The following is a 17,820-nucleotide window of genomic DNA, read 5'->3' as shown; positions in this document are numbered from 1 at the left end:
CCCGCGGCCCGCGCCGCAGCCCCGGCCGCCGGCGGGGCGAAGCCCTCGGCGGCGGCGCCGCGCGCCATCGCCTGCTCGGGCGTGTTCGCCAAGTCGTCGAATCATCTGGCGCTCGCCGCGGCCTTCAACTCGAAGAACATCACCTTCACGGAGGTGGACGGGCCGGAGGGCAGCAAGCTCAACGCCTCGGTGCTGTTCCCCGACGATCCCAAGCGCCGGCTCGAGGTGCTGTGGCAGAACGAGGCGGCGCGCAGCGACACCTCGCTGATCGTCATCACGGGCCAGTCGACCTGGACGGGGCCGAAGGGCCTCAAGCTCGGGCTCGGCTTGGCGGCGCTCGAGAAGCTCAACGGCAAGCCGTTCAAGCTGTCTGGCTTCGATCAGGCCGATGGCGGCGCCGTGATGGACTGGCAGGGCGGCGCGCTGGCCTCGGTCCCGGGCGGCTGCAATGTCGGCGTGCGACTGGCGGCCGATCCGAAGGCGGCGGATGCCGCCAAGGCGCAGGCGGCCGGCAAGGAGCTCGTCTCCACCGATGCCGGCATCAAGGGCGTCAAGCCGACCGTCGTCGAGATTCTGTTCGGCTATCCGTCGTCACCGTGAGCCGGTGACGGGCGCCGCGCTCGGGCGGCGCGGGCTCGACGGGTTCGAATCGTCATCCGGGGGATGTCCGGGCGGGACTTGAACGGGATGCGGCGGACGAGGTCCGCCGCATCGCTTGCTTTGCCGTCTTTGCCGTCTCGGCGTCGCCTCAGCGGGTGATGTCGGCCACCACGGTGCCGGTGGTCGGCTCGACCAGCAGCACGCGGTCGTTGACCACGGCGTAGCCGTAGCCGCGGGCCGACGGCACCCGCACCAGCACCTGGCGCGGCACCGGCGCGAGCGTGACGGTCTCCGGAATGATCGAGCCCACCGTGTAGGTGACGGCGCGGACCGCCGGCGCCGCGGCGTAGCCGCCGTATCCCGGCGCGTAGCCCGGCGCATAGACGGTGGTGCCGTAGGGCCGCGCGTAGGTCGGCGTCACCACCTCGAGGGTGGTCGGGTCGTAGGACTGTTGCTGCCCGAGCGTGCGGTACAGCACGGTGCGCTCGGTCGGCGCCAGGGCCATCGGCTCGGTGGTGACGCGCCGCGTCACGGTCCGCGTGCTGCGCGGCTCCGGCTCGACGGCGCGCGCCATGATGGGCGGGGTGCCGCGCCGCGCCGTCCGCACGGCGGGACGTGTCGGCTCGATGACCTCGTCCTCGTCGACCACGACGGTGCGGGTCGTCGCCGGCGGCGGCGCATAGGGGCGCACGTCGATGCTGCCATAGCCCGGCGCGGCGGGCGCGACCACGGCATAGCCCGGGCTCGCCGCATAGCCGGGGGTCCAGGCGGGCGCCGGCACCCAGCTCTGGGTGTAGAGCTCACCGGACGGGCCGTAGGTCGGGAACACCGGCGTGGTGGAGACCACCGGGGCCGCCATGGTCTGCAGCGGCCGGCGCGTCACCGTGATGCCGTCCGGCCCGCGGGTGATCAGGGTCTCGACGGGCTCGTTCGACACCTCGCGGGAGATGACGGTCTGGGCGTTCACGGCGGCGGTTCCCGACAGGAGCGCCAGGCCGACGGCGAGCAGGCGAGTTGCGGTCATGCAGTTTCTCCGGTGCTGAAGGCACTGCAACCAAACGCCGTCGCTCCCGGTCCGTTCCGCCATGCCGTCACACGGATGCGTGAGCGTCGGTCCGGATCTCCAAAATGCGACGATCGTTCGGCGCGACGAGGGCAGACGGTGCCGCATATCGGCCCCGACGAGGCCCCATTGGGCTGAGCTAATCGTCTCGATTGGGTGCGCCATCGCTTTCTCCCCGGGGGCCCGCCGAAAGGCGGTCGGGGCTCGGGCGCCGCACGCAACGGGGACTGACTTGTTCAAATCAGGAGTACGGGGAGAATGACGTTGAACACCACCATCCAGCCGCAGGACGACGTCGAGGCCGCCGCCACCACGTTCGAGGGCGAGATCCGCGAGTTCGTCCGGCGCGACTTCACGCCGGTGCGGCGCAGCGGCGACACCGGCTCGGGCGAGTTCGCGGCGAGCAACATCTCGACCCTGGTGCAGCGGGTCGCCGGCACGTCGCTGGCCGAGATCGACAACCTGATCGGCGAGCTGCAGACGCTGCGCGACTACATCTCGAGCGAAGGCGAGCGGGTGCAGCGCGAGCTCGCCGGCTATGCCCAGCTCAACCAGGCCGCCATGACGTCGACCCGCATCATCGCGGACAGCATGTCGAAGTGGAAGACCGCGGTCGATCCCGCCCGCCCGGCCTGATTGGCGTTCACCCTCCCCTGGGCAGCGCGGCGGCGCCGCAAAACCCAGGGGGAGGGGCGACCTGTTGACCCGCGGGCCGGCCGGGTTCCTGGGCGCGGCCCGCCACCTGTTTCGCCACGGCCACGCCGCAAGTCCAAACGCGCCGTTAAGGATGTTTCCAATAGATTGGAACGTGGCCGCCGCGAGTGGCTGGCGTGCCTCTTGCTTTGTCGGGAGTGCGCGGGCGCGCGCGGGGGACGTGTGCAGGGCCGAACGGGGGAGACGTTCCATGATCATGGCACCGCTGCTCGCCGTGTCGCTGGTGGTGACGGCTGCAACCGGGCCGCTCGATCCGCAGCCGAAGCAGGCCGCCGTTCCGCATGCCGCCCTGCAGAGCGCCATGCACGCCACGACCGATTGCCTGATGCGGACCATCGCGGCCGATCCGCGCTCACGGCAGGCGAGCGCCGACGCGATGATGGGCGAGCTGATCGTCGACTCGATGCCGGCCTGCGCCGCGACGGTGCGCGAGATGATCGATGCCTATGACGCGTCGTTCGGCGACGGCACCGGCGAGCGGTTTTTCATGGGGCCTTACCTCGACGTGCTGCCGACCGCGGCGAGCCGTATGCTGAAGGCCGGGTCGCCGGCGAAGTAGCGCCGAAGAGCCCCGATCGGCAGCGATCGCAAGGAAGGGTTGGCCCAGATGACCAAGAGCGCGACCGGTTCGGACGCCGCCACAGCCGACGCGTCCGCGGCTCGGCTGATCGATGCGAAGATCAAGGAGCTGGGTGACTGGCGTGGCGAGACGCTCGCCCGCGTCCGAGCTCTCGTCAAGGACGCTTGTCCCGATGTCGTCGAGACGTGGAAGTGGCGAGGGGTTCCGGTGTGGGAGCATGCCGGCATCATCTTCACGGGCGAGACGTACAAAGCCGTCGTGAAAATGACCTTCGCCAAGGGCGCCTCGTTGAAGGACCCCGCGCGCCTTTTCAATTCAAGCCTCGACGGCAACACCAGGCGGGCGATCGATCTGCGCGAGGGCGACGAGATCGACGAGGAGGCGTTCAAGGCGCTTGTTCGTGCCGCCGTTGCGCTGAACGTCGCCACGCGGGCGACCGCGCGATCCGCCGGCTCCCGGTCGAGACCGAAAAGCGCCGGCCCGTCGTCGTGACGCCGCAGCTCCGCGCTCGCTATTTCTCCAGGACCTCGACCACCCGCATGTTGGTGGGGTCGACCAGCACGACGCGATTCTCGACGATGGTGTAGCGATAGGGCTTGGCTTCCGGAATGTCGGCCAGCGCCACATCGGGCAGCATGTAGAGCTCCATGGAGGCGGGCAGCTCGGCGCCTACCCGGGCATCGACGCCGGGCGGCACAGCCACCTTGCGGCCGGCCTGTGCGACGGCGCGGGCGACCGCCCGCTTCTGATCCTCGGTGAGAGCCACCGGCTGGCTCGACAGCGTGCTCACACCGCCGGTCGACGGCATCGCCGGCAGCGGCGGGTTCTGCTGGGCGTGTGCGGCGGTCGCGAGCGCCGCGAGGGTGCCGGCGAGCGTCAGCGCGGCCAAACGTGGCATCCTGGAATGCATGATCCGCCTCGCGGGGTGCGTGGGTTGTTCGTGAGCCAATGCCGCACCGCGGTATCGGTTCCCCGACGAGGCGTCCCCGATTTTCTCGAGGCCGCGTGAAAACTCAGGCGCTGATGCGCTCGATCTCGGCGCCGCAATTGATCAGCTTGTTCTCCAGCCGCTCGAAGCCGCGGTCGAGATGGTAGACGCGGTTGACCAGCGTCTCGCCCTCGGCCGCCAGCGCGGCGATGACCAGCGACACCGAGGCGCGCAGATCGGTCGCCATCACGGGGGCGCCCTTGAGCTTCGGCACGCCCGCGATGGTCGCGGTCTCGCCGTCGAGCCGGATGTCGGCGCCGAAGCGGGCCAGCTCCTGCACGTGCATGAAGCGGTTCTCGAAGATCGTCTCGGTGATGTGCGAGGTGCCCTTGGCCCGCGTCATCAGCGCCATGAGCTGGGCCTGCAGATCGGTCGGGAAGCCCGGAAACGGCGCGGTCGTCACCTCGACAGGGGCGATGCCGGCGCCGTTGCGCCTGATCCGGATGCCCTCGTTGGTCGCCGCGATCTCGGCGCCGGCCTCGACCAGCACGTCGAGGGCGGACTGCAGCAGCTCGGGCCTGGCGCCTTCCAGCAGCACGTCGCCGCCCGTCATGGCGACCGCCATGGCATAGGTGCCGGTCTCGATGCGATCCGACACCACGCGGTGGCGCGTGCCGTCGAGCCGGGTGACGCCGTCGATCTCGATGCGTGAGGTGCCGGCGCCCCTGATGCGGGCCCCCATCTTGATCAGGCAGTCGGCGACGTCGACGATCTCGGGTTCTCGCGCGGCGTTCTCGATGACGCTCGATCCGTGCGCCAGCACGGCCGCCATCAAGGCCGTGTGGGTGCCGCCCACCGTCACCTTCGGGAAGACGATCTCGCCGCCGCGCAGACCGTGCGGCGCCTTCGCCAGAACGTAGCCGCCGTCGATCTCGATGTCGGCGCCGAGGTCGCGCAGCGCCATCAGCAGGAGGTCGACCGGGCGCGTGCCGATGGCGCAGCCGCCGGGCAGCGACACCTTGGCGACGCCCATGCGGGCGACCAGCGGCGCGATCACCCAGAAGCTCGCCCGCATGCGCGAGACGAGATCGTAGGGCGCCGTGGTGTCGACGATACGCTTGGCCGAGATATGCAAAGTCTGCCCGTCGTACTCGCCGTCGCCCGGCCGCTTGCCGCCGACCATCACGTCGACGCCGTGATTGCCGAGAATGCGCTGCAGGAGGGCGACGTCGGCGAGCCGGGGCACGTTCTCCAGCACCAGCGGCTCGTCGGTGAGCAGGCTGGCGATCATCAGGGGCAGGGTGGCGTTCTTGGCGCCCGAGATGGCGATCCGCCCATTCAGCGGCCTGCCGCCCACGATGCGAATCCGGTCCATGATGCCCCCTCCCGGTGCAGCGGCCGGAATAGTCCGGCAGCGCCGCCCGCGTGTTGTCTTGCCCGTGCCTACCCGGGCTGGTTCTCGTCGAGGAATCCGGCGGAATCGTGGGACTCGGCCGGGCGTTCGGGCGACATCGCGGCGTCCGGGGATGCCCCGGCAGCCGGCACCGTGCGGGCGCGCGACTGGGCCTTGCGGCGCCTCAGGTTTTCCCGCAGCGCCGCCGACAGGCGCTGCTCGCGGGCGGCGCGCTCCTGCGCTTTTCCGGACTCGGCCATGGCGGGCCTTAGAGCACGGCGGCCCGGCCGGCGCAACGCGCCTGCCGGGCCGCTCGGCGACCCGATTCGCGATGCTCCGAAACGGGTCCGGGCGGCGGGGCAGGCCCGCCGCCCGGAAAGATCATGTCGCCACGGTCAGGTCGGCAGCAGGGTGCGGCCGAAGAACCACAGCAGGAACAGCACCATCGGGATGTGGAAGATGAACTGCGTAAAGGTGAAGCCGACGATGTCGCGCGCCTTCAGGCCGAGCACGCCGATCAGCGGCAGCATCCAGAACGGGTTGATCAGGTTCGGGATGGCTTCCGCCGCGTTGTAGACCTGCACGGCCCAGCCCATGTGGGTGTGCAGGTCCTTGGCGGCCTGCATCACATAGGGCGCCTCGATGATCCACTTGCCGCCGCCCGACGGCACCAGAAAGCCCAGCACGGCCGAGTAGATGCCCATCAGCACCGGGAAGGTTTCCTGGTTGGAGACGCTGACGAACAGGTTGGCGAGGTGGTGCGAGATGGTGAAGCCGTCGGAGCCCTTCACGGCCGTGAGCATCACGGCGATCGAGCCGTAGAGCGGAAACTGGATCAAGACGCCGGCCGTGGTCGGCACCGCCTTGGAGACCGCCGCGAGGAAGTTGCCGAGCCGCCAATGCAGCACCAGGCCGACCAGCAGGAACAGCAGGTTGTAGGTGTTGAGGTTGGAGATCGCCAGCAACGGATCCTTGGTGGTGAACTCGACATAGATGAAGCCGAAGCCCAGCACGGCGAGCAGGATCGAGATGATCGGGGTGCGCTCCAGCCACTCGCCGGGGCGGAACGCCTTGAAGCCGTCGCCGACCTTCGGGGTCAGGTCGATGCCGAAATCCTCGGCCGTCTTGGCGGCCCCGGCACGCGGCGCCGAGAAATAGGCGATCAGCACCGACACGATCAGGATGATCAGCGCCATCGCCATCGACTGCCACAGGAAGATCGTCTCGGTGAACGGGATGACGCCGGTGATGTCCGAGATCGCCTTGGGCAGGCTGCCCGGATTGGCCTGGAGCTGCGCCGCCGAGGAGTTGAGGCCGAGCGCCCAGGTGGCGCCGAGCCCGAGATAGGCGGCGGCGCCGCCGGCCCGGTAATCCATCTTGAGCTCGGTGCGCCGCGCCAGCGCCTGCACCAGCAGGCCGCCCAGGATCATGCTGAAAGCCCAGTTGAGGAACGAGGCCGACATGCTGACGAAGGCGATGAAGGCGATGGCGCCGCGGCCGGTGCGCGGCAGCCGGGCGATCCAGTCGATGAAGGCCGCGGCGGGCGGCGAGGTCGCCACCACGAAGCCGGTGATGACCACCATGGCCATCTGCATCGTGAAGATGATGATGGTCCAGAAGCCGGTGCCGAAGGCGACGGCGACATCGAGCGGCTTGCCGCCGAGCGACACCGCGGCGATCGCCACGCCGATCACGGTCAGGGCGGCGAAGACGAAGGAGTCCGGATACCAGCGCTCGGACCAGTTGGTGAAGACGATGGCGAAGCGGGCGAAGCCGCTTTCCTGTTCCGGCGTGCGGCCGCTCTTCGGACGAAGCGACTCGACGCCCAGATCGATGCTCATGTTGAAGCCCCCGCTCGAGGCGGTCGCCTGGCGCCGGCGCAGCTTTCCGGGGGCGAAACGGTGTCGGCGGAGCGAAACGCTCCAGCGACCGGCTCGCCTTGTCGAGACGAGGAGCACCGGTGGGACGACCGCGAGATACACACCGTGCCGGCCGCGCGGCCGGCACGGGCCGGATCGTGGGCGAAGCCACCCCTCGGTAGAATGATAAAGATCAACCGCTTGTGGGCGAATCAACGGGCTCCGGCGGCCATCCGGCGACGGCTGCCCCTGGAACCGCCCGGGCGGGCCTAGGCCGACGCTTGCGCCGCCCCCGGCCTTGTGGCAAGGAACCCCCGTCCCGAGCCGTGCGTCGCCCGGCAAATGCGGGCGCGATGCTGCCGTAGCTCAGTGGTAGAGCACTCCCTTGGTAAGGGAGAGGTCGTCAGTTCAATCCTGACCGGCAGCACCAGCGAACGATCCGTATCCACACCGGGTTTTTGGTCGAGATGGCCGTCGGCTGTTCGGGCGACGGTGCCGTGGACCCGTGCGGGTCGGGTTCGTCCTCGCGCGAGACCGCCGGGTGCCGCCAGGCGGGACCCGCGCGCGATGCTCCGGTCGAGCCACCCCGTGACGGCGCTGCGATGCCGTTTCGGCCAGGCCACGCGGCTGGCGGGACTTTGTGCCGGAAATCCCCACGAACACGTATGACTAGTATTCCTGTACGGATCGCCTAACGGTTGCATTGACGTGCGTCTCGCGCTCAAATGGGGCGCAGGGAAAGGTCCCGGCTCGGTTGCTCGATGCGCGTGTGCGGCCTGCTCGTCGACGGTTTTGGATCGGAGGGACGTCGTCGCATGCTCGATCTGGTGATCAGCCTGGGTCATCGTTGCTACACGGCGCAGCACCAGCGCCGCATGATGATCCATTCGGGCACGATGCCGTTCGACTGGGTCTGGTCGCGGAACGAGGGGCCGTCGCCGCCATCGAGACCGGGTTCTCGGGAATGCTCCAGCCCGACCGCATGGAGTTCCGCGACGGGTGGGTCTTCGATCGGCATTTCGATTTCGGTCACGTCCACGATTATCCGTTGCATCCGGATTTCATGACCCAGCACGGGCGGGTGGCGGCGCAGCGGGCTTTCCTGGTTCATCGCTTCCGCCGGGCGCTGTCATCGCCGGCGCGCATCCTGTTCGTCCGGCACGAGATGCCGGGGACGGCACCGCCGGACGCGGCGGAACGATTGCTCCGGGCGCTGGCTCGCTGGCGCCCGCCATCGTCCTTCCATCTGCTTTTTCTGAGCGATGCGCCCTCGGTCGCGACCGGACCGATCGGCGACAGCATCACCCGCGTCCGGGTTCCGGAGAGCTTCGGCGAGGACGACGCCGAATGGGATTCGGTGTTCGGCGACTTTCACAAGACCCACAGGATCGCATCCTATCATCCGGCCTTGGTCCGGCTCGTCGGCACGATGCCGGGGCGCCTTCGCGGTCCGGCCGAGAAGCTGATCGGACGCTGCCGCCGCTATGTCGTCTCGGGGCGAGCGACCGTGCTCGGGCGACTTCGGATGCAGACCTCCTGAGTCCTCGCGCCTTGCCGCAGGGCGACGGAACACCTCCCGTCGGGCCGCCTCGCCACCGCCCGCTCACCTCGACCACCCGTGTTTTTCGCGCCGCGGCGACGTCAAATCTGTCACTGCGGTTGCCATTTTTGATCGGCGTCAATGGGCGACCGGGCGTTGTCGTCGACTGCTGCCTCAACGCTCCCGATTCGTGACGTTGTAATCACCCCCCTTCCGTGAGTCTCCTGCGCCGACGGCGATCCAGTCCGGTCGCAATGCGGCGCTTTTCCTTTGCGACGGAGCCTTCACATGCACTCGCCCGCAACCGACCTGGTTCCGACGCCCCGCCGGATTCTCTGGCGCAATTCCGTGCTGGTCCTCGACGACGACGCCGCCAGCCGGCGGGCGATCTCCCAGTTCGCCGCGACGGTCGGATGGGCACCGGTCGCGGTGCCCACTTTCGCCGATGCGGAGGCCATGATCGAAACCCACAATTTCGATTGCATCGTCTCGGAAACGACGGTGGGGGGGCGCGACGTCGGGGAGTTCTTCGCGGCGCTGGCGGCGCTCGGCTGCGTCATTCCGGTGCTGATCGTCGGCGGAGCCGGCCGAAACGTCATCGATGCGGCCGCCGATCTCGGTTACGGGCTCGGCCTCCATGTCTGCTACCCGATCGAGAAGCCGCTGGCGATCTCGACGCTCTGCGACCGCCTGCTCCGCATCAACAAGCGCGTTCTGGACGGACACGAGAGCTGCTGCCACCGCGACTGCCACTGGCGGCGGTCCGATAGGGCGCCGGCGGCCTGAGCGTCGAAGCGGCCCGGCCGCAGCCGGAGTCGAAGGTCGTCGCGGCGCGGCACGGCGCTGACCGTTGCGCCGGCATCGGGCCGCGTCTATCTCGGCGCCGTGACGGCGCGGCCCCAGCCGGGCGTGCCGACCGGGCGGCCGTCGAGGGCGACGGTGGCGCCGCGCACCAAGGTGCGCACCGGCCGTCCGCGGATCTCGAAGCTTTCGAACGGCGTCGCGTTGCCGATCGAGTGCAGCCCGTCGGCCGCGACGCGGCCGGTTTTTTCCATGTCGACCAGCACGATGTCGGCGTCGGCGCCGACCGCCAGCACGCCCTTGCGCGGATAGAGGCCAAAGGCCTTTGCCGGCGCCTCGCAGGCCATCCGCACGTATTGGCCGAGCGTGAGGCAGCCGCGGGACACTTCGGCGAGCATCAGCACCATCGAGGTCTCGACGCCGGGAAAGCCCGGCGCGCAGTCCCAGATCACCGGCCGCATCTTCTCGGCGCGCAGATGCGGGGCGTGGTCGGTGGAAAGGATGTCGATGGTGCCGTCCAAAAGCGCGTTCCACAGCGGCCCGGCGTGCCCCGGCTCGCGCACCGGCGGCTTCACCCGCATGAAATTCTCGCCGAGCCGGGCGCCGTCGTCGGTGGACAGGAACAGATAGTGCGGGCAGGTCTCGACCGTCATGTCGACGCCGCGGTCCTTGGCGAAGCGGATATGCGGCAGCGAATGGCGCGTGCTCTCGTGGGCGATGTGCACCTTGGCGCCCGTCCACTCGGCGAACACGGCGGTGCGGGATACCGCCTCGACGGCGGCGAGGTCGATGTGCTGTTCGAGATGGGCGGCCGCATCGGTGCGGCCGGCGGCGCGCAGGCGCTCGCCCCGCCAGGACAGCAGCGGCGTGTTCTCGGCATGCACGGTGCAGCGGATGCCGAGCCGCGCCATAATCTCGAAGGCCTCGACGATGGCGCCGTCGCACGGGCAGGGCACCAAGGGATTCTCGCTGCCCATATAGAGCTTGAAGCTGGCGGCGCCGGCCTGCGCCATCGCCTCGAGCTGATCGAGATTTGTCTCGCCGATCAGTCCGTAGAGGCCGAAATCGACGATCGCCTGCGCGGCCGCGATGGCGTGCTTCTGCTCCAGGGCCGCGACGCTTCCGGTCGGCGGGTCGGTGTTCGGCATGTCGAACACCGTAGTGACGCCGCCGACCGCGGCGGCCTGCGTGGCGCTCGTCCAGGTCTCCTTGTGCGAGAACCCGGGCTCGCGGAAATGCACGTGAACATCGATGGCGCCGGGCAACACGAAGAGCCCGGTCGCGTCGATCGTTTCACGGGCAGGCGGCAGTGCGTCGGGCTGCCCGATGGCGACGATGCGGCCCTGGTCGACCGCGATGGCGGCCGGCACGGTCGTCTCCGGCGCGACGACGAGGCCGCCCGTGATCACGAGGTCGACGAGGCGCGCGGGCGGGGGCGGCGTCACGGCACGACCCCGGCGATCTCGGTGGCGACGTCGAACAGATCGGCATTGCGCTTGCGCAGCGAGCGCGTCATGGCGCGCACCTCCTCGGCCAGGGCCTGGGTGTCGAAGGTCGTCACCTTGCGGTTCTCCACCACGATCTTCCCATCGATCATCACGGTGTCGACCGCGCCGCCGGTCTCGGCGAAGACGAGCTGCGCCACCGGATCGTTGAGCGGCACCCACCAGGGCGCGTCGAGGCGATAGAGCGCGAGGTCGGCCGGCGCGCCGGGCGCGATGGTACCGAGGCCCGGCCGGCGCAGCGCCGCCGCGCCGCCTGCGGTCGCCATCCGCAGCGCGTCGCGCGCCGTGATCCAACGGCTGCGGTCCTGTTCGCCGGCGCGGTGGCTGGTCGCCACCGCGCGCATCGCCTCGTGCAGCACCATGTTGTCGTTGGCGCTCGCCCCGTCGGTGCCCAACGCCAACGTAACGCCGCGCCTCAGCATCTCGGGTGCCCGCGCCAGGCCGGTGCCGATGCGGGCATTGCTCTCGGGGTTGAGCACCGCGACGGCGCCGCGCGCCGCCAGAAGGTCGATGTCGGCGTCGTCGAGCCAGATCGAATGCGCGCAGGACCAGCGAGCCGACAGGACGCCGAGCGTTTCCAGGTGCCGCACGGCGGTTTCGCCGTACTTTTCGAGGGCGAGGGCGGCTTGTCGCCGGGTCTCAAGCAGATGCGTGTGGATGCCGGTGTCGTGTCGTTCCGCAAGCTCGGCGCAGAGCAGAAGCGCCGCATCGGTGCAGCGGTCGGGATTGGAGGGCGCGGGAAACACCGACAGCCGGCCGGCGCGGCCGTGCCAGCGTGCGATCGTGTCGGTCATCAGGTCGCGCAGCTCGTCGACTCCTTGCGGCTTCAGGATCTCGACCTGCGCCATGCGGTCGCGCAACGCGTCGGGCAGCGGCGCATCGGGAAAGATGTCGCTGAAGGCGCCGTCGAAGAAGCGCATGCCGAGCGCGACGCGCAGGCCGGTCTCCTCCCAGGCGGCCAGCACGGCGTCCATGTCGGCGGCCGTGAAGCGCTGGCCCGGGAAGTGATCGATCGCCGCCGTGGTGCCGCTGGTCATCAGGCCCCAGGCAGTCAGCAGCACGGCGAGGCGGATCTCGTCGGGCGTCCGCCGCGACGTGTGCGCCTGGGTCAGCCACATGAAGGCCGGATGGCTGAGGCGGTCGCCGAAGCCCGCCATGGTGCTCGACTGCGAATGGGTGTGGGCGTTGATCAGGCCCGGTGCGACCAGGCGGCTTGCGCCGTCGAGCGTGCGGTCCGGCACCTCCGGACCCGCATAATCGTCGTCGCCCACGGCGACGATCGTCCCGTCGCGGACCAGGACATGGCCGCGGGCAAAAATCCGCTCGGCGGCATCGAGCGTCAGGATGGTGGCGTCGCGGATGAGTGTCGTCGTCATGGCACGGCCGCGCCGGCCGTGTGAGGGCCGTCGCGCGGATCGAACTCCAGCCCGACGCCGTCCCGTACGGCGCGATCGTAGATCAGGCCGGCCAGAACCACGTCCTGGCCGGCGATGCCGATCGACTTGAACACGGTCACGTCGGTGCCTTCCGGGGCGGGCGGGACGACGCCCGTCGCCAGCACGGTCCCGATCTCCCCGAAAATCTGGTCGCGGTACAGCGCGCCGGAGGCGAGCGGGATGACGAGGTCGCCGGCGCGGGCGAGGCAACCGTCGAGATGGTCGGTGAAGATGCGGGCGCGGCGGATGAAGGCGTCGTCGGCCTCGCGGGTGTTCGGCCGGTTGGCGCCGCCCAGCACCACGAAGGTGCCGGGCCGCACCGCTTCGCCCGGGAACACCGGCTGCTCGGCCGTGCTTACGGCGGCGATGACGTCGGCCTCGTTGGCGGCGCGGCCCGCATCGCTCTCCACCGCGACGATGGCACCGGCGAGCTCCGGTCGCACCCCCAGGCCGGCGGCGAGGGCGTGGGCGCGGTCCTGGTCGCGTCCGACGATCAGGATGCGCGAGAATTTGCGCACCGCGGCGAGATACAGCACGGTCGCCGGGGCAATCTTTCCAGCGCCGAACACCGCGAGCGTATGGGTGTCCTTGGGCGCCAGCAGGCGGGCCGCGGCGGCGAAGCCGGCGGCGGTGCGGTGATCGTTGAACGCCGTCGTCGCCATGAAGGCGAGCGGCACGCAGGCGACGCCGTCCCACAGCACCAGCGCGCTGCCGGCGCTGCGCGACAGCGTCGCGTCGCCCGCATAGGCGTGAACATTGGTCTTGACGGCGAAGCGGTGGTCGAACGAGTGGCCGCCCAGCACCAGGGCGCCGCCGATGGGGTCGTGGCGCAGCAGGTCGAGACGGCCGGGCGCCGGCATGGCGCCGGCGGAATGCCGGCGATATGCTTCTTCGGCTGCGGCGATCGCGCTTTCGGAGTCGAGCAGGCGCTCGATATCGCGCTCGGACAGAAGCCTCATGGCGGCAGCCTCATCCCGGCCTGGACGAACTATGACAAAGCGGGCTCAGGCCCGCCAGTGGACGAAACGCTTTTCGCCGGCCGAGGTGATCCAGAACACCGACAGCGCGATCGTGATCGAGGTGACGACCGCCGCCCACAGAAGCTCGGTCTCGCGCATCTCGCCGGAATCGAGGATGAGATTGCCGAGTCCCTTGGAGCCGGTGATCCACTCGGACAGCATGGCGCCCAGGATGGCGCTCGACGCGGCGATGCGCATGCCGGTGAACAGGAACGGCAGCGCATACGGAATACGGACATAGCGCATCTGCTGCCAGCGGCTGGCGCCGTAGACATGCATCAGCTCGGCGGCGTTGCGATCGGCGCCGGCGAGCCCGCGCATCAGGTTCACCAGCAGCGGAAAGAACGACACGATGGTGACCACCGCCATGCTGGTGCTGATGCCGCGGCCGAGAAACAGCATCGCGAGCGGCGCGACGGCGGCGACCGGGGTGGAGCGGAAGGCGATCACCACGGGCAGCGAGGCCTGGGCGAGATTGCGGTTCATCGAGAAGGCGAGCGCGATGCCGGTCGCCAGCGCCGTCGAGACCGTGAGCCCGAGCGCAGCGGCCGTCAGCGTGAAGGCCGTCTGGGTGCCGATCACGCCGAGATTGGCGACGAAGGCCTGGGCGACTGGGCCGGGTGCCGGGATCAGATAGGGCGGGATGCGCAGGCCGGTGACGACGAGCTGCCAGGCGAGCACCAGGATGCCGACCGTGAGGGCGATCAGCGCGAGCCGTCGGGCGAGGAGCCGGCCGGCCCGCGGCCGGTCGATGGAGAGATCCTCGGCGCTCATGGCTGGTCCGCCAGCGTCGCGCCGGGCTCCCAGAAGATGGCGACGCGCTCGATCGCGGCGAAGAGGCCGTAGCCGCTCGCCGCCAACAGGCAGGTGAGCACCACCGAGAGCCACACCTTCGGCGGATCGTAGGCGAACAGCGCGTACAGCATCATGGCGCCGACGCCGCGATCGGCGCCGGCCCACTCGGCCGTGATGGCGCCCAGCACCGCCGAGGGCGCGGCGATCTTCAGGCCGGCGAACAGATAGGGCAGCGCGCTCGGCACCAGCAGATAGCGCAGCATCTGCAGCCGGGTCGCCGACAGCACATGGAGAAGCTCGCGTTGCCGCTCGTCGGCGGCGCGAAGCCCCTGGATGGTGCCGACCAGCATGGCGAACTGGCTGGTCAGCGCCGCGATGGCGATCTGCAATTGCGAGCCGTTGCCGATCCAGGTGGCGAGCAGCGGCGCCAGCGCGATGATCGGAATGCTGTGCAGCGTCACGCCGAGATTGTAGACGGGCCCGTAGAGCGGACGCACCAGCACGGCGGCCGAGGCGGCGACGATGGCGATGCTGGCGGCGATGCCGTAGCCGGCGGCGGCCCGCCAGGCGGTCTGGCCGACATTCTCGGTGATCAGCCGCGGATCCTGGATCGCCTCGGCCAGCACCTGGCCGGGCGAGGGGACGAACACGGGCAGCAGACCGGCGCGCTGGGCGATCTCGGCGGCGGCGATCAGCACCACCAGCGTGGTCAGCGGCCGCCAGGACGCGGCCCAGGTTCTCTGCAGCGTGCCGGCGGCGGCCATCACCAGGCCTCGACAGGCGCGCCCGCGCCGTGCTCGGCCGGCTCGGCGTCGCGGCCGAACAGGCCGTCGCGGACGCGGTTGACGCAGTCGTAGAAATTTTGCGTGCGCATCATGTCGAGGGTGCGCGGCCGCGCCAGCGGCACGTCGACCACGCCGGAGATTCGGCCGGGGCGCGCGCTCATCACATGCACCTCGTCGCTCATGAACACGGCTTCGGCGATCGAATGGGTCACCAGCAGCGCCGTGGTGCCCGACTCGGCCCAGATGCGCAAGAGTTCGATGTTCATGCGCTGGCGGGTGATCTCGTCGAGCGCGCCGAACGGCTCGTCGAGCAGCAGCACGTCGGGCTCGAGCACCAGCGCGCGGGCGATGGCGACGCGCTGCTGCATGCCGCCGGAGAGCTCATGCGGCAGCGCGCCCTCGAACCCCTTCAGGCCGACCAGCTCGATCAGCTCGTCCGGCGTCTTGGCGGAGCGGCGGGTGCTCTTGCGGCCGACGACGTCGAGCGGCAGCTCGACATTCTGCCGCACGGTGCGCCACGGCAGCAGCGTGGGGCTCTGGAACACGAAGCCGATCGCATGCTCGTGGCGCGCTTTTCGCGGTGAAACCCCTGACAGCGTCACGGAGCCGGCAAACGGCTGCATCACGTCGGCGACGAGCCGCAGCAGCGTCGACTTCCCGCAGCCCGACGGGCCGATGATCGAGGCGAAGCGGCCGGTCGGGACATGCAGGTCGACCTTTTCGAGGGCGATGACCGGCTGGCCCCGTCCCTCGAACACCATCGTGACATGGTCGACCTTGATGTCCCGCGACACGGCGCGCTCGTCTCCGTTCAGCTCTCTGCGTTCAGGTCGTCGACGTCATTGCCGGGCTTGACCCGGCAATCCAGCGCATTTCGAAATAAGCTCACTTCAAGCGATGGATGCGCGGGGTCGAGCCCGCGCATGACGGGTCGGAGCTCGTGTAGACTGGTATCAGCTCTTGGCCGCCGCGTCGGCGAAGCTCGGGTCGCACAGCTCCTCGACCTTCATGTCGCCCTTGACGAGACCGACCGTGCGGTAGAGCTCGATGATCTTGGCGAACAGCGGCATGTCGAGCACCAGCAGGCCACGGCTCATCGCCGGGCCGGCCTCGATATAGGGCTTGCTGTCCTTGATCTCGGTGAGCTGCGCCTCGTAGTTGAGGCCGGGATTGCCGTACTTCTCGACCATCATCTTGGCGGTGGCTTCCGGATGATCGAGCGCCCAGCGCCACGACTCCGCCGAGGCGCGCAGGAAGCGCACGACGAGGTCGCGGTTGTCCTTCAGAAAGTCCTCGCGGGCGTAGAGGGTGCCGGTGGTCTCGGGCAGGCCGAGGTCGTGGGCGTTGAGCGTGACGATCTCGATGCCGCGAGTCTGCAGCATCACGCCCTGGTTGGTGGAGTAGCCGGCATAGCCGTCGATCTGGCCGCTGACCAGCGCCGACGGATCGGGTGACGACGGCACCAGATTGACCGAGGCCGGATCGAGGCCCGCCTCCTTGATCAGATAGATCATCATCGGGCGGCCGGACGTGGCGGTCGCGATGGTCTTGCCGGCGAGCTCCTTGGCGGTGCGGATCGGCGTCTTGGCGAGGCTGATGATGCTGTACGGGCTCTTCTGGAACACCGTGCCGATCACCTTGATCGGGATGCCCTTCTCTCGCGCCACGATGAGCGGGCCGATGGGACGGTCGCCCATCGGCGAGCGGCCGCTCGCCACGTTGGCGACGGGATCCACGTTGGGGCCGCCCGACACGAAGGTCGGGTCGATGCCGAACTTCTTGTAGATGCCCTGGTCGATGCCGGCGAAATAGCCGCCGTACTGGATGCTCTTGATCCAGGAGAGCTGGAACGACACCGCCGTCTCGGCGGCGTTGGCGCGCGAAACGCCGCCGCGGTCGCCGAGCGACAGCATGGCGGCCGACAGGGCCGCGGTTCCGCCGATCTCCAGAACCCTGCGCCGGCTGAGGATGCGCTGGTCGGGTGAGGTCATCGCGGCTTTCCTTTCTGGCTCGATGCGTGCGGGCGGGCGCCGCGGACGGTCCGGCGGCGTGCAGGCGAGGATGTCGGTGTCTCAGCAAGCGACGTGCCACGCTGCGCGGCTGCAGTCTTGCCATCCGGAAAGCACGGGGCGCCCATGCGCGCGACGTCTGCGGCCGCTTCGGCGATGTGACGCGCGAGCAGCGTGGCGGCGCGCTCGGCGTCGCGCGCCAGCGCCGCCTCGACGATGGCCCCGTGTGCGCTCGCCGTGATCTTCGGATGGCGGCCGGCCTGCAACACGGCGAGACGGCGATAGCGGTCGAAGCGGTCGTGCAGGTCGCTGCAGAACTCGAGCAGCAGGGCTGAGCCGCAGGCCTCGATCAGCGCCAGATGGAAGCCGCGATGCAGCGCCTCCCACGGCTCGTCGACCAGCTTGTCGGGCGTGCGCGGGCGGCGGGCGAGACGGTGATGGGCGGCGAGAATCCGCGCCTCCCATTCGTCGTCGCCGTGCGCGATGGCGTCGCGCAGCGCCATGGTCTCCAACCTGATCCGCGTCGCCGTGATGTCGTCGAGCTCGTGCCGCGAGATCGGCGCCACGCGAAAACCGCGCTGGCCGTCCTGGATCACCAGGCCGCGCCCGACGAGCTGCGCCAGGGCCTCGCGGATCGGGCTCATGCCGACCGCGTAGGTCTCGCACAGCGGCCCGAGCCGCAGCCGGTCGTCCGGTGCCAGCCGGCCGAACAGGATGTCGGTGCTCAGGCGTCCCTGCACGGCCTGGGCGATCGTGCGGACATCGTCCAATTCCATGGCGGCCTCCCTGCCGT

19 protein-coding genes and 1 tRNA gene are annotated in these 17,820 nt (G+C 69.7%); 7 read left to right on the top strand and 13 right to left on the bottom strand.

Going from position 1 to position 17,820, the window contains the following annotated elements; genetic code table 11:
- Window positions 1-600, top strand: a 600-nt coding sequence (locus tag HXX10_RS24925; RefSeq protein WP_296525988.1) for a hypothetical protein, incomplete at its 5' end; no start/stop codon positions are given.
- Between the two features lie 148 nt (window positions 601-748).
- Here the strand turns inward: HXX10_RS24925 and HXX10_RS24920 are convergent.
- Window positions 749-1,624, bottom strand: a complete 876-nt coding sequence (locus HXX10_RS24920) for a DUF1236 domain-containing protein (RefSeq protein ID WP_296525987.1) — start codon at window positions 1,622-1,624, stop codon at window positions 749-751.
- A gap of 297 nt (window positions 1,625-1,921) precedes the next feature.
- Between HXX10_RS24920 and HXX10_RS24915 the strand changes: the two genes are divergently transcribed.
- From HXX10_RS24915 to HXX10_RS24905, 3 genes are all read left to right on the top strand, one after another.
- The gene (locus tag HXX10_RS24915; protein WP_296525986.1) at window positions 1,922-2,299 is read left to right on the top strand and encodes a hypothetical protein; all 378 of its coding nucleotides are present in this window, start codon (window positions 1,922-1,924) and stop codon (window positions 2,297-2,299) included.
- Between the two features lie 268 nt (window positions 2,300-2,567).
- Window positions 2,568-2,936 carry a hypothetical protein gene (locus tag HXX10_RS24910; protein ID WP_296525985.1) on the top strand — a complete coding sequence of 123 codons (369 nt, stop codon included), beginning with the start codon at window positions 2,568-2,570 and terminating at the stop codon, window positions 2,934-2,936.
- A 48-nt stretch (window positions 2,937-2,984) separates the two neighbouring features.
- Window positions 2,985-3,449: a DUF1801 domain-containing protein gene (locus HXX10_RS24905; protein WP_296525984.1), complete on the top strand. Its 465-nt coding sequence runs from the start codon at window positions 2,985-2,987 to the stop codon at window positions 3,447-3,449.
- Window positions 3,450-3,468: 19 nt separating this feature from the next.
- Here the strand turns inward: HXX10_RS24905 and HXX10_RS24900 are convergent, their stop codons facing one another.
- The 4 genes from HXX10_RS24900 to HXX10_RS24885 all read right to left on the bottom strand — a co-directional run bounded on the left by HXX10_RS24900 (window position 3,469) and on the right by HXX10_RS24885 (window position 7,119).
- Window positions 3,469-3,846 (bottom strand): DUF1236 domain-containing protein, encoded by a 378-nt coding sequence (locus HXX10_RS24900; RefSeq protein ID WP_296525983.1) that lies wholly within the window; start codon window positions 3,844-3,846, stop codon window positions 3,469-3,471.
- 124 nt (window positions 3,847-3,970) lie between these two features.
- A complete protein-coding gene (gene murA, locus HXX10_RS24895; RefSeq protein ID WP_296525981.1) occupies window positions 3,971-5,260 on the bottom strand; it encodes a UDP-N-acetylglucosamine 1-carboxyvinyltransferase in 1,290 nt (429 codons plus the stop codon).
- Window positions 5,261-5,328: 68 nt separating this feature from the next.
- Window positions 5,329-5,538: a hypothetical protein gene (locus tag HXX10_RS24890; protein ID WP_296525980.1), complete on the bottom strand. Its 210-nt coding sequence runs from the start codon at window positions 5,536-5,538 to the stop codon at window positions 5,329-5,331.
- Between the two features lie 135 nt (window positions 5,539-5,673).
- Window positions 5,674-7,119, bottom strand: a complete 1,446-nt coding sequence (locus HXX10_RS24885; protein WP_296525979.1) for a TIGR00366 family protein — start codon at window positions 7,117-7,119, stop codon at window positions 5,674-5,676.
- Between the two features lie 373 nt (window positions 7,120-7,492).
- On the opposite strand from HXX10_RS24885, the gene HXX10_RS24880 reads away from it, so the two are divergent.
- The 3 genes from HXX10_RS24880 to HXX10_RS24870 all read left to right on the top strand — a co-directional run bounded on the left by HXX10_RS24880 (window position 7,493) and on the right by HXX10_RS24870 (window position 9,463).
- Window positions 7,493-7,567, top strand: a tRNA-Thr gene (locus tag HXX10_RS24880).
- A 324-nt stretch (window positions 7,568-7,891) separates the two neighbouring features.
- On the top strand, window positions 7,892-8,677 hold the full coding sequence (locus HXX10_RS24875) for a hypothetical protein (RefSeq protein WP_296525978.1): 786 nt from the start codon (window positions 7,892-7,894) through the stop codon (window positions 8,675-8,677).
- 288 nt (window positions 8,678-8,965) lie between these two features.
- Complete coding sequence (locus HXX10_RS24870; protein ID WP_296525977.1) at window positions 8,966-9,463, top strand: hypothetical protein; 498 nt, start codon at window positions 8,966-8,968, stop codon at window positions 9,461-9,463.
- Window positions 9,464-9,549: 86 nt separating this feature from the next.
- Here HXX10_RS24870 and HXX10_RS24865 read toward each other — a convergent pair whose 3' ends face one another.
- The 8 genes from HXX10_RS24865 to HXX10_RS24830 all read right to left on the bottom strand — a co-directional run bounded on the left by HXX10_RS24865 (window position 9,550) and on the right by HXX10_RS24830 (window position 17,803).
- The gene (locus tag HXX10_RS24865; RefSeq protein ID WP_296525975.1) at window positions 9,550-10,923 is read right to left on the bottom strand and encodes a dihydroorotase family protein; all 1,374 of its coding nucleotides are present in this window, start codon (window positions 10,921-10,923) and stop codon (window positions 9,550-9,552) included.
- Window positions 10,920-12,359 (bottom strand): amidohydrolase family protein, encoded by a 1,440-nt coding sequence (locus tag HXX10_RS24860; protein WP_296525974.1) that lies wholly within the window; start codon window positions 12,357-12,359, stop codon window positions 10,920-10,922. The genes HXX10_RS24865 and HXX10_RS24860 overlap by 4 nt, the downstream gene beginning before the upstream one ends.
- On the bottom strand, window positions 12,356-13,378 hold the full coding sequence (locus HXX10_RS24855) for a hypothetical protein (protein ID WP_296525973.1): 1,023 nt from the start codon (window positions 13,376-13,378) through the stop codon (window positions 12,356-12,358). The genes HXX10_RS24860 and HXX10_RS24855 overlap by 4 nt, the downstream gene beginning before the upstream one ends.
- A gap of 45 nt (window positions 13,379-13,423) precedes the next feature.
- A complete protein-coding gene (locus tag HXX10_RS24850) occupies window positions 13,424-14,212 on the bottom strand; it encodes an ABC transporter permease (protein WP_296525972.1) in 789 nt (262 codons plus the stop codon).
- Complete coding sequence (locus HXX10_RS24845; protein ID WP_296525989.1) at window positions 14,209-14,997, bottom strand: ABC transporter permease; 789 nt, start codon at window positions 14,995-14,997, stop codon at window positions 14,209-14,211. The genes HXX10_RS24850 and HXX10_RS24845 overlap by 4 nt, the downstream gene beginning before the upstream one ends.
- Complete coding sequence (locus HXX10_RS24840; RefSeq protein WP_296525971.1) at window positions 14,997-15,812, bottom strand: ABC transporter ATP-binding protein; 816 nt, start codon at window positions 15,810-15,812, stop codon at window positions 14,997-14,999. Before HXX10_RS24840 ends, HXX10_RS24845 begins: the two co-directional genes overlap by 1 nt.
- Before the next feature lie 159 nt (window positions 15,813-15,971).
- A complete protein-coding gene (locus HXX10_RS24835) occupies window positions 15,972-17,009 on the bottom strand; it encodes an ABC transporter substrate-binding protein (RefSeq protein ID WP_296525970.1) in 1,038 nt (345 codons plus the stop codon).
- Window positions 17,006-17,803: a GntR family transcriptional regulator gene (locus tag HXX10_RS24830; protein ID WP_296525969.1), complete on the bottom strand. Its 798-nt coding sequence runs from the start codon at window positions 17,801-17,803 to the stop codon at window positions 17,006-17,008. Before HXX10_RS24830 ends, HXX10_RS24835 begins: the two co-directional genes overlap by 4 nt.
- Window positions 17,804-17,820: the final 17 nt, after the last annotated feature.

It is taken from the genome of Rhodoplanes sp., assembly GCF_013377085.1.
Classification (GTDB): Bacteria; Pseudomonadota; Alphaproteobacteria; order Rhizobiales; family Xanthobacteraceae; genus Rhodoplanes.
Note: the sequence above shows the minus strand (reverse complement) of the source record. Positions and strands in the feature narration are given on the sequence as shown.

Coding starts and splice junctions, on each gene's coding strand:
- HXX10_RS24830 (WP_296525969.1), bottom strand. CDS start 17,803: ATGGAATTGGACGATGTCCGCACGATCGCCCAGGCCGTGCAGGGACGC.
- HXX10_RS24890 (WP_296525980.1), bottom strand. CDS start 5,538: ATGGCCGAGTCCGGAAAAGCGCAGGAGCGCGCCGCCCGCGAGCAGCGC.
- HXX10_RS24855 (WP_296525973.1), bottom strand. CDS start 13,378: ATGAGGCTTCTGTCCGAGCGCGATATCGAGCGCCTGCTCGACTCCGAA.
- HXX10_RS24845 (WP_296525989.1), bottom strand. CDS start 14,997: ATGGCCGCCGCCGGCACGCTGCAGAGAACCTGGGCCGCGTCCTGGCGG.
- HXX10_RS24915 (WP_296525986.1), top strand. CDS start 1,922: ATGACGTTGAACACCACCATCCAGCCGCAGGACGACGTCGAGGCCGCC.
- HXX10_RS24835 (WP_296525970.1), bottom strand. CDS start 17,009: ATGACCTCACCCGACCAGCGCATCCTCAGCCGGCGCAGGGTTCTGGAG.
- HXX10_RS24860 (WP_296525974.1), bottom strand. CDS start 12,359: ATGACGACGACACTCATCCGCGACGCCACCATCCTGACGCTCGATGCC.
- HXX10_RS24905 (WP_296525984.1), top strand. CDS start 2,985: ATGACCAAGAGCGCGACCGGTTCGGACGCCGCCACAGCCGACGCGTCC.
- HXX10_RS24870 (WP_296525977.1), top strand. CDS start 8,966: ATGCACTCGCCCGCAACCGACCTGGTTCCGACGCCCCGCCGGATTCTC.
- murA (WP_296525981.1), bottom strand. CDS start 5,260: ATGGACCGGATTCGCATCGTGGGCGGCAGGCCGCTGAATGGGCGGATC.
- HXX10_RS24850 (WP_296525972.1), bottom strand. CDS start 14,212: ATGAGCGCCGAGGATCTCTCCATCGACCGGCCGCGGGCCGGCCGGCTC.
- HXX10_RS24885 (WP_296525979.1), bottom strand. CDS start 7,119: ATGAGCATCGATCTGGGCGTCGAGTCGCTTCGTCCGAAGAGCGGCCGC.
- HXX10_RS24920 (WP_296525987.1), bottom strand. CDS start 1,624: ATGACCGCAACTCGCCTGCTCGCCGTCGGCCTGGCGCTCCTGTCGGGA.
- HXX10_RS24910 (WP_296525985.1), top strand. CDS start 2,568: ATGATCATGGCACCGCTGCTCGCCGTGTCGCTGGTGGTGACGGCTGCA.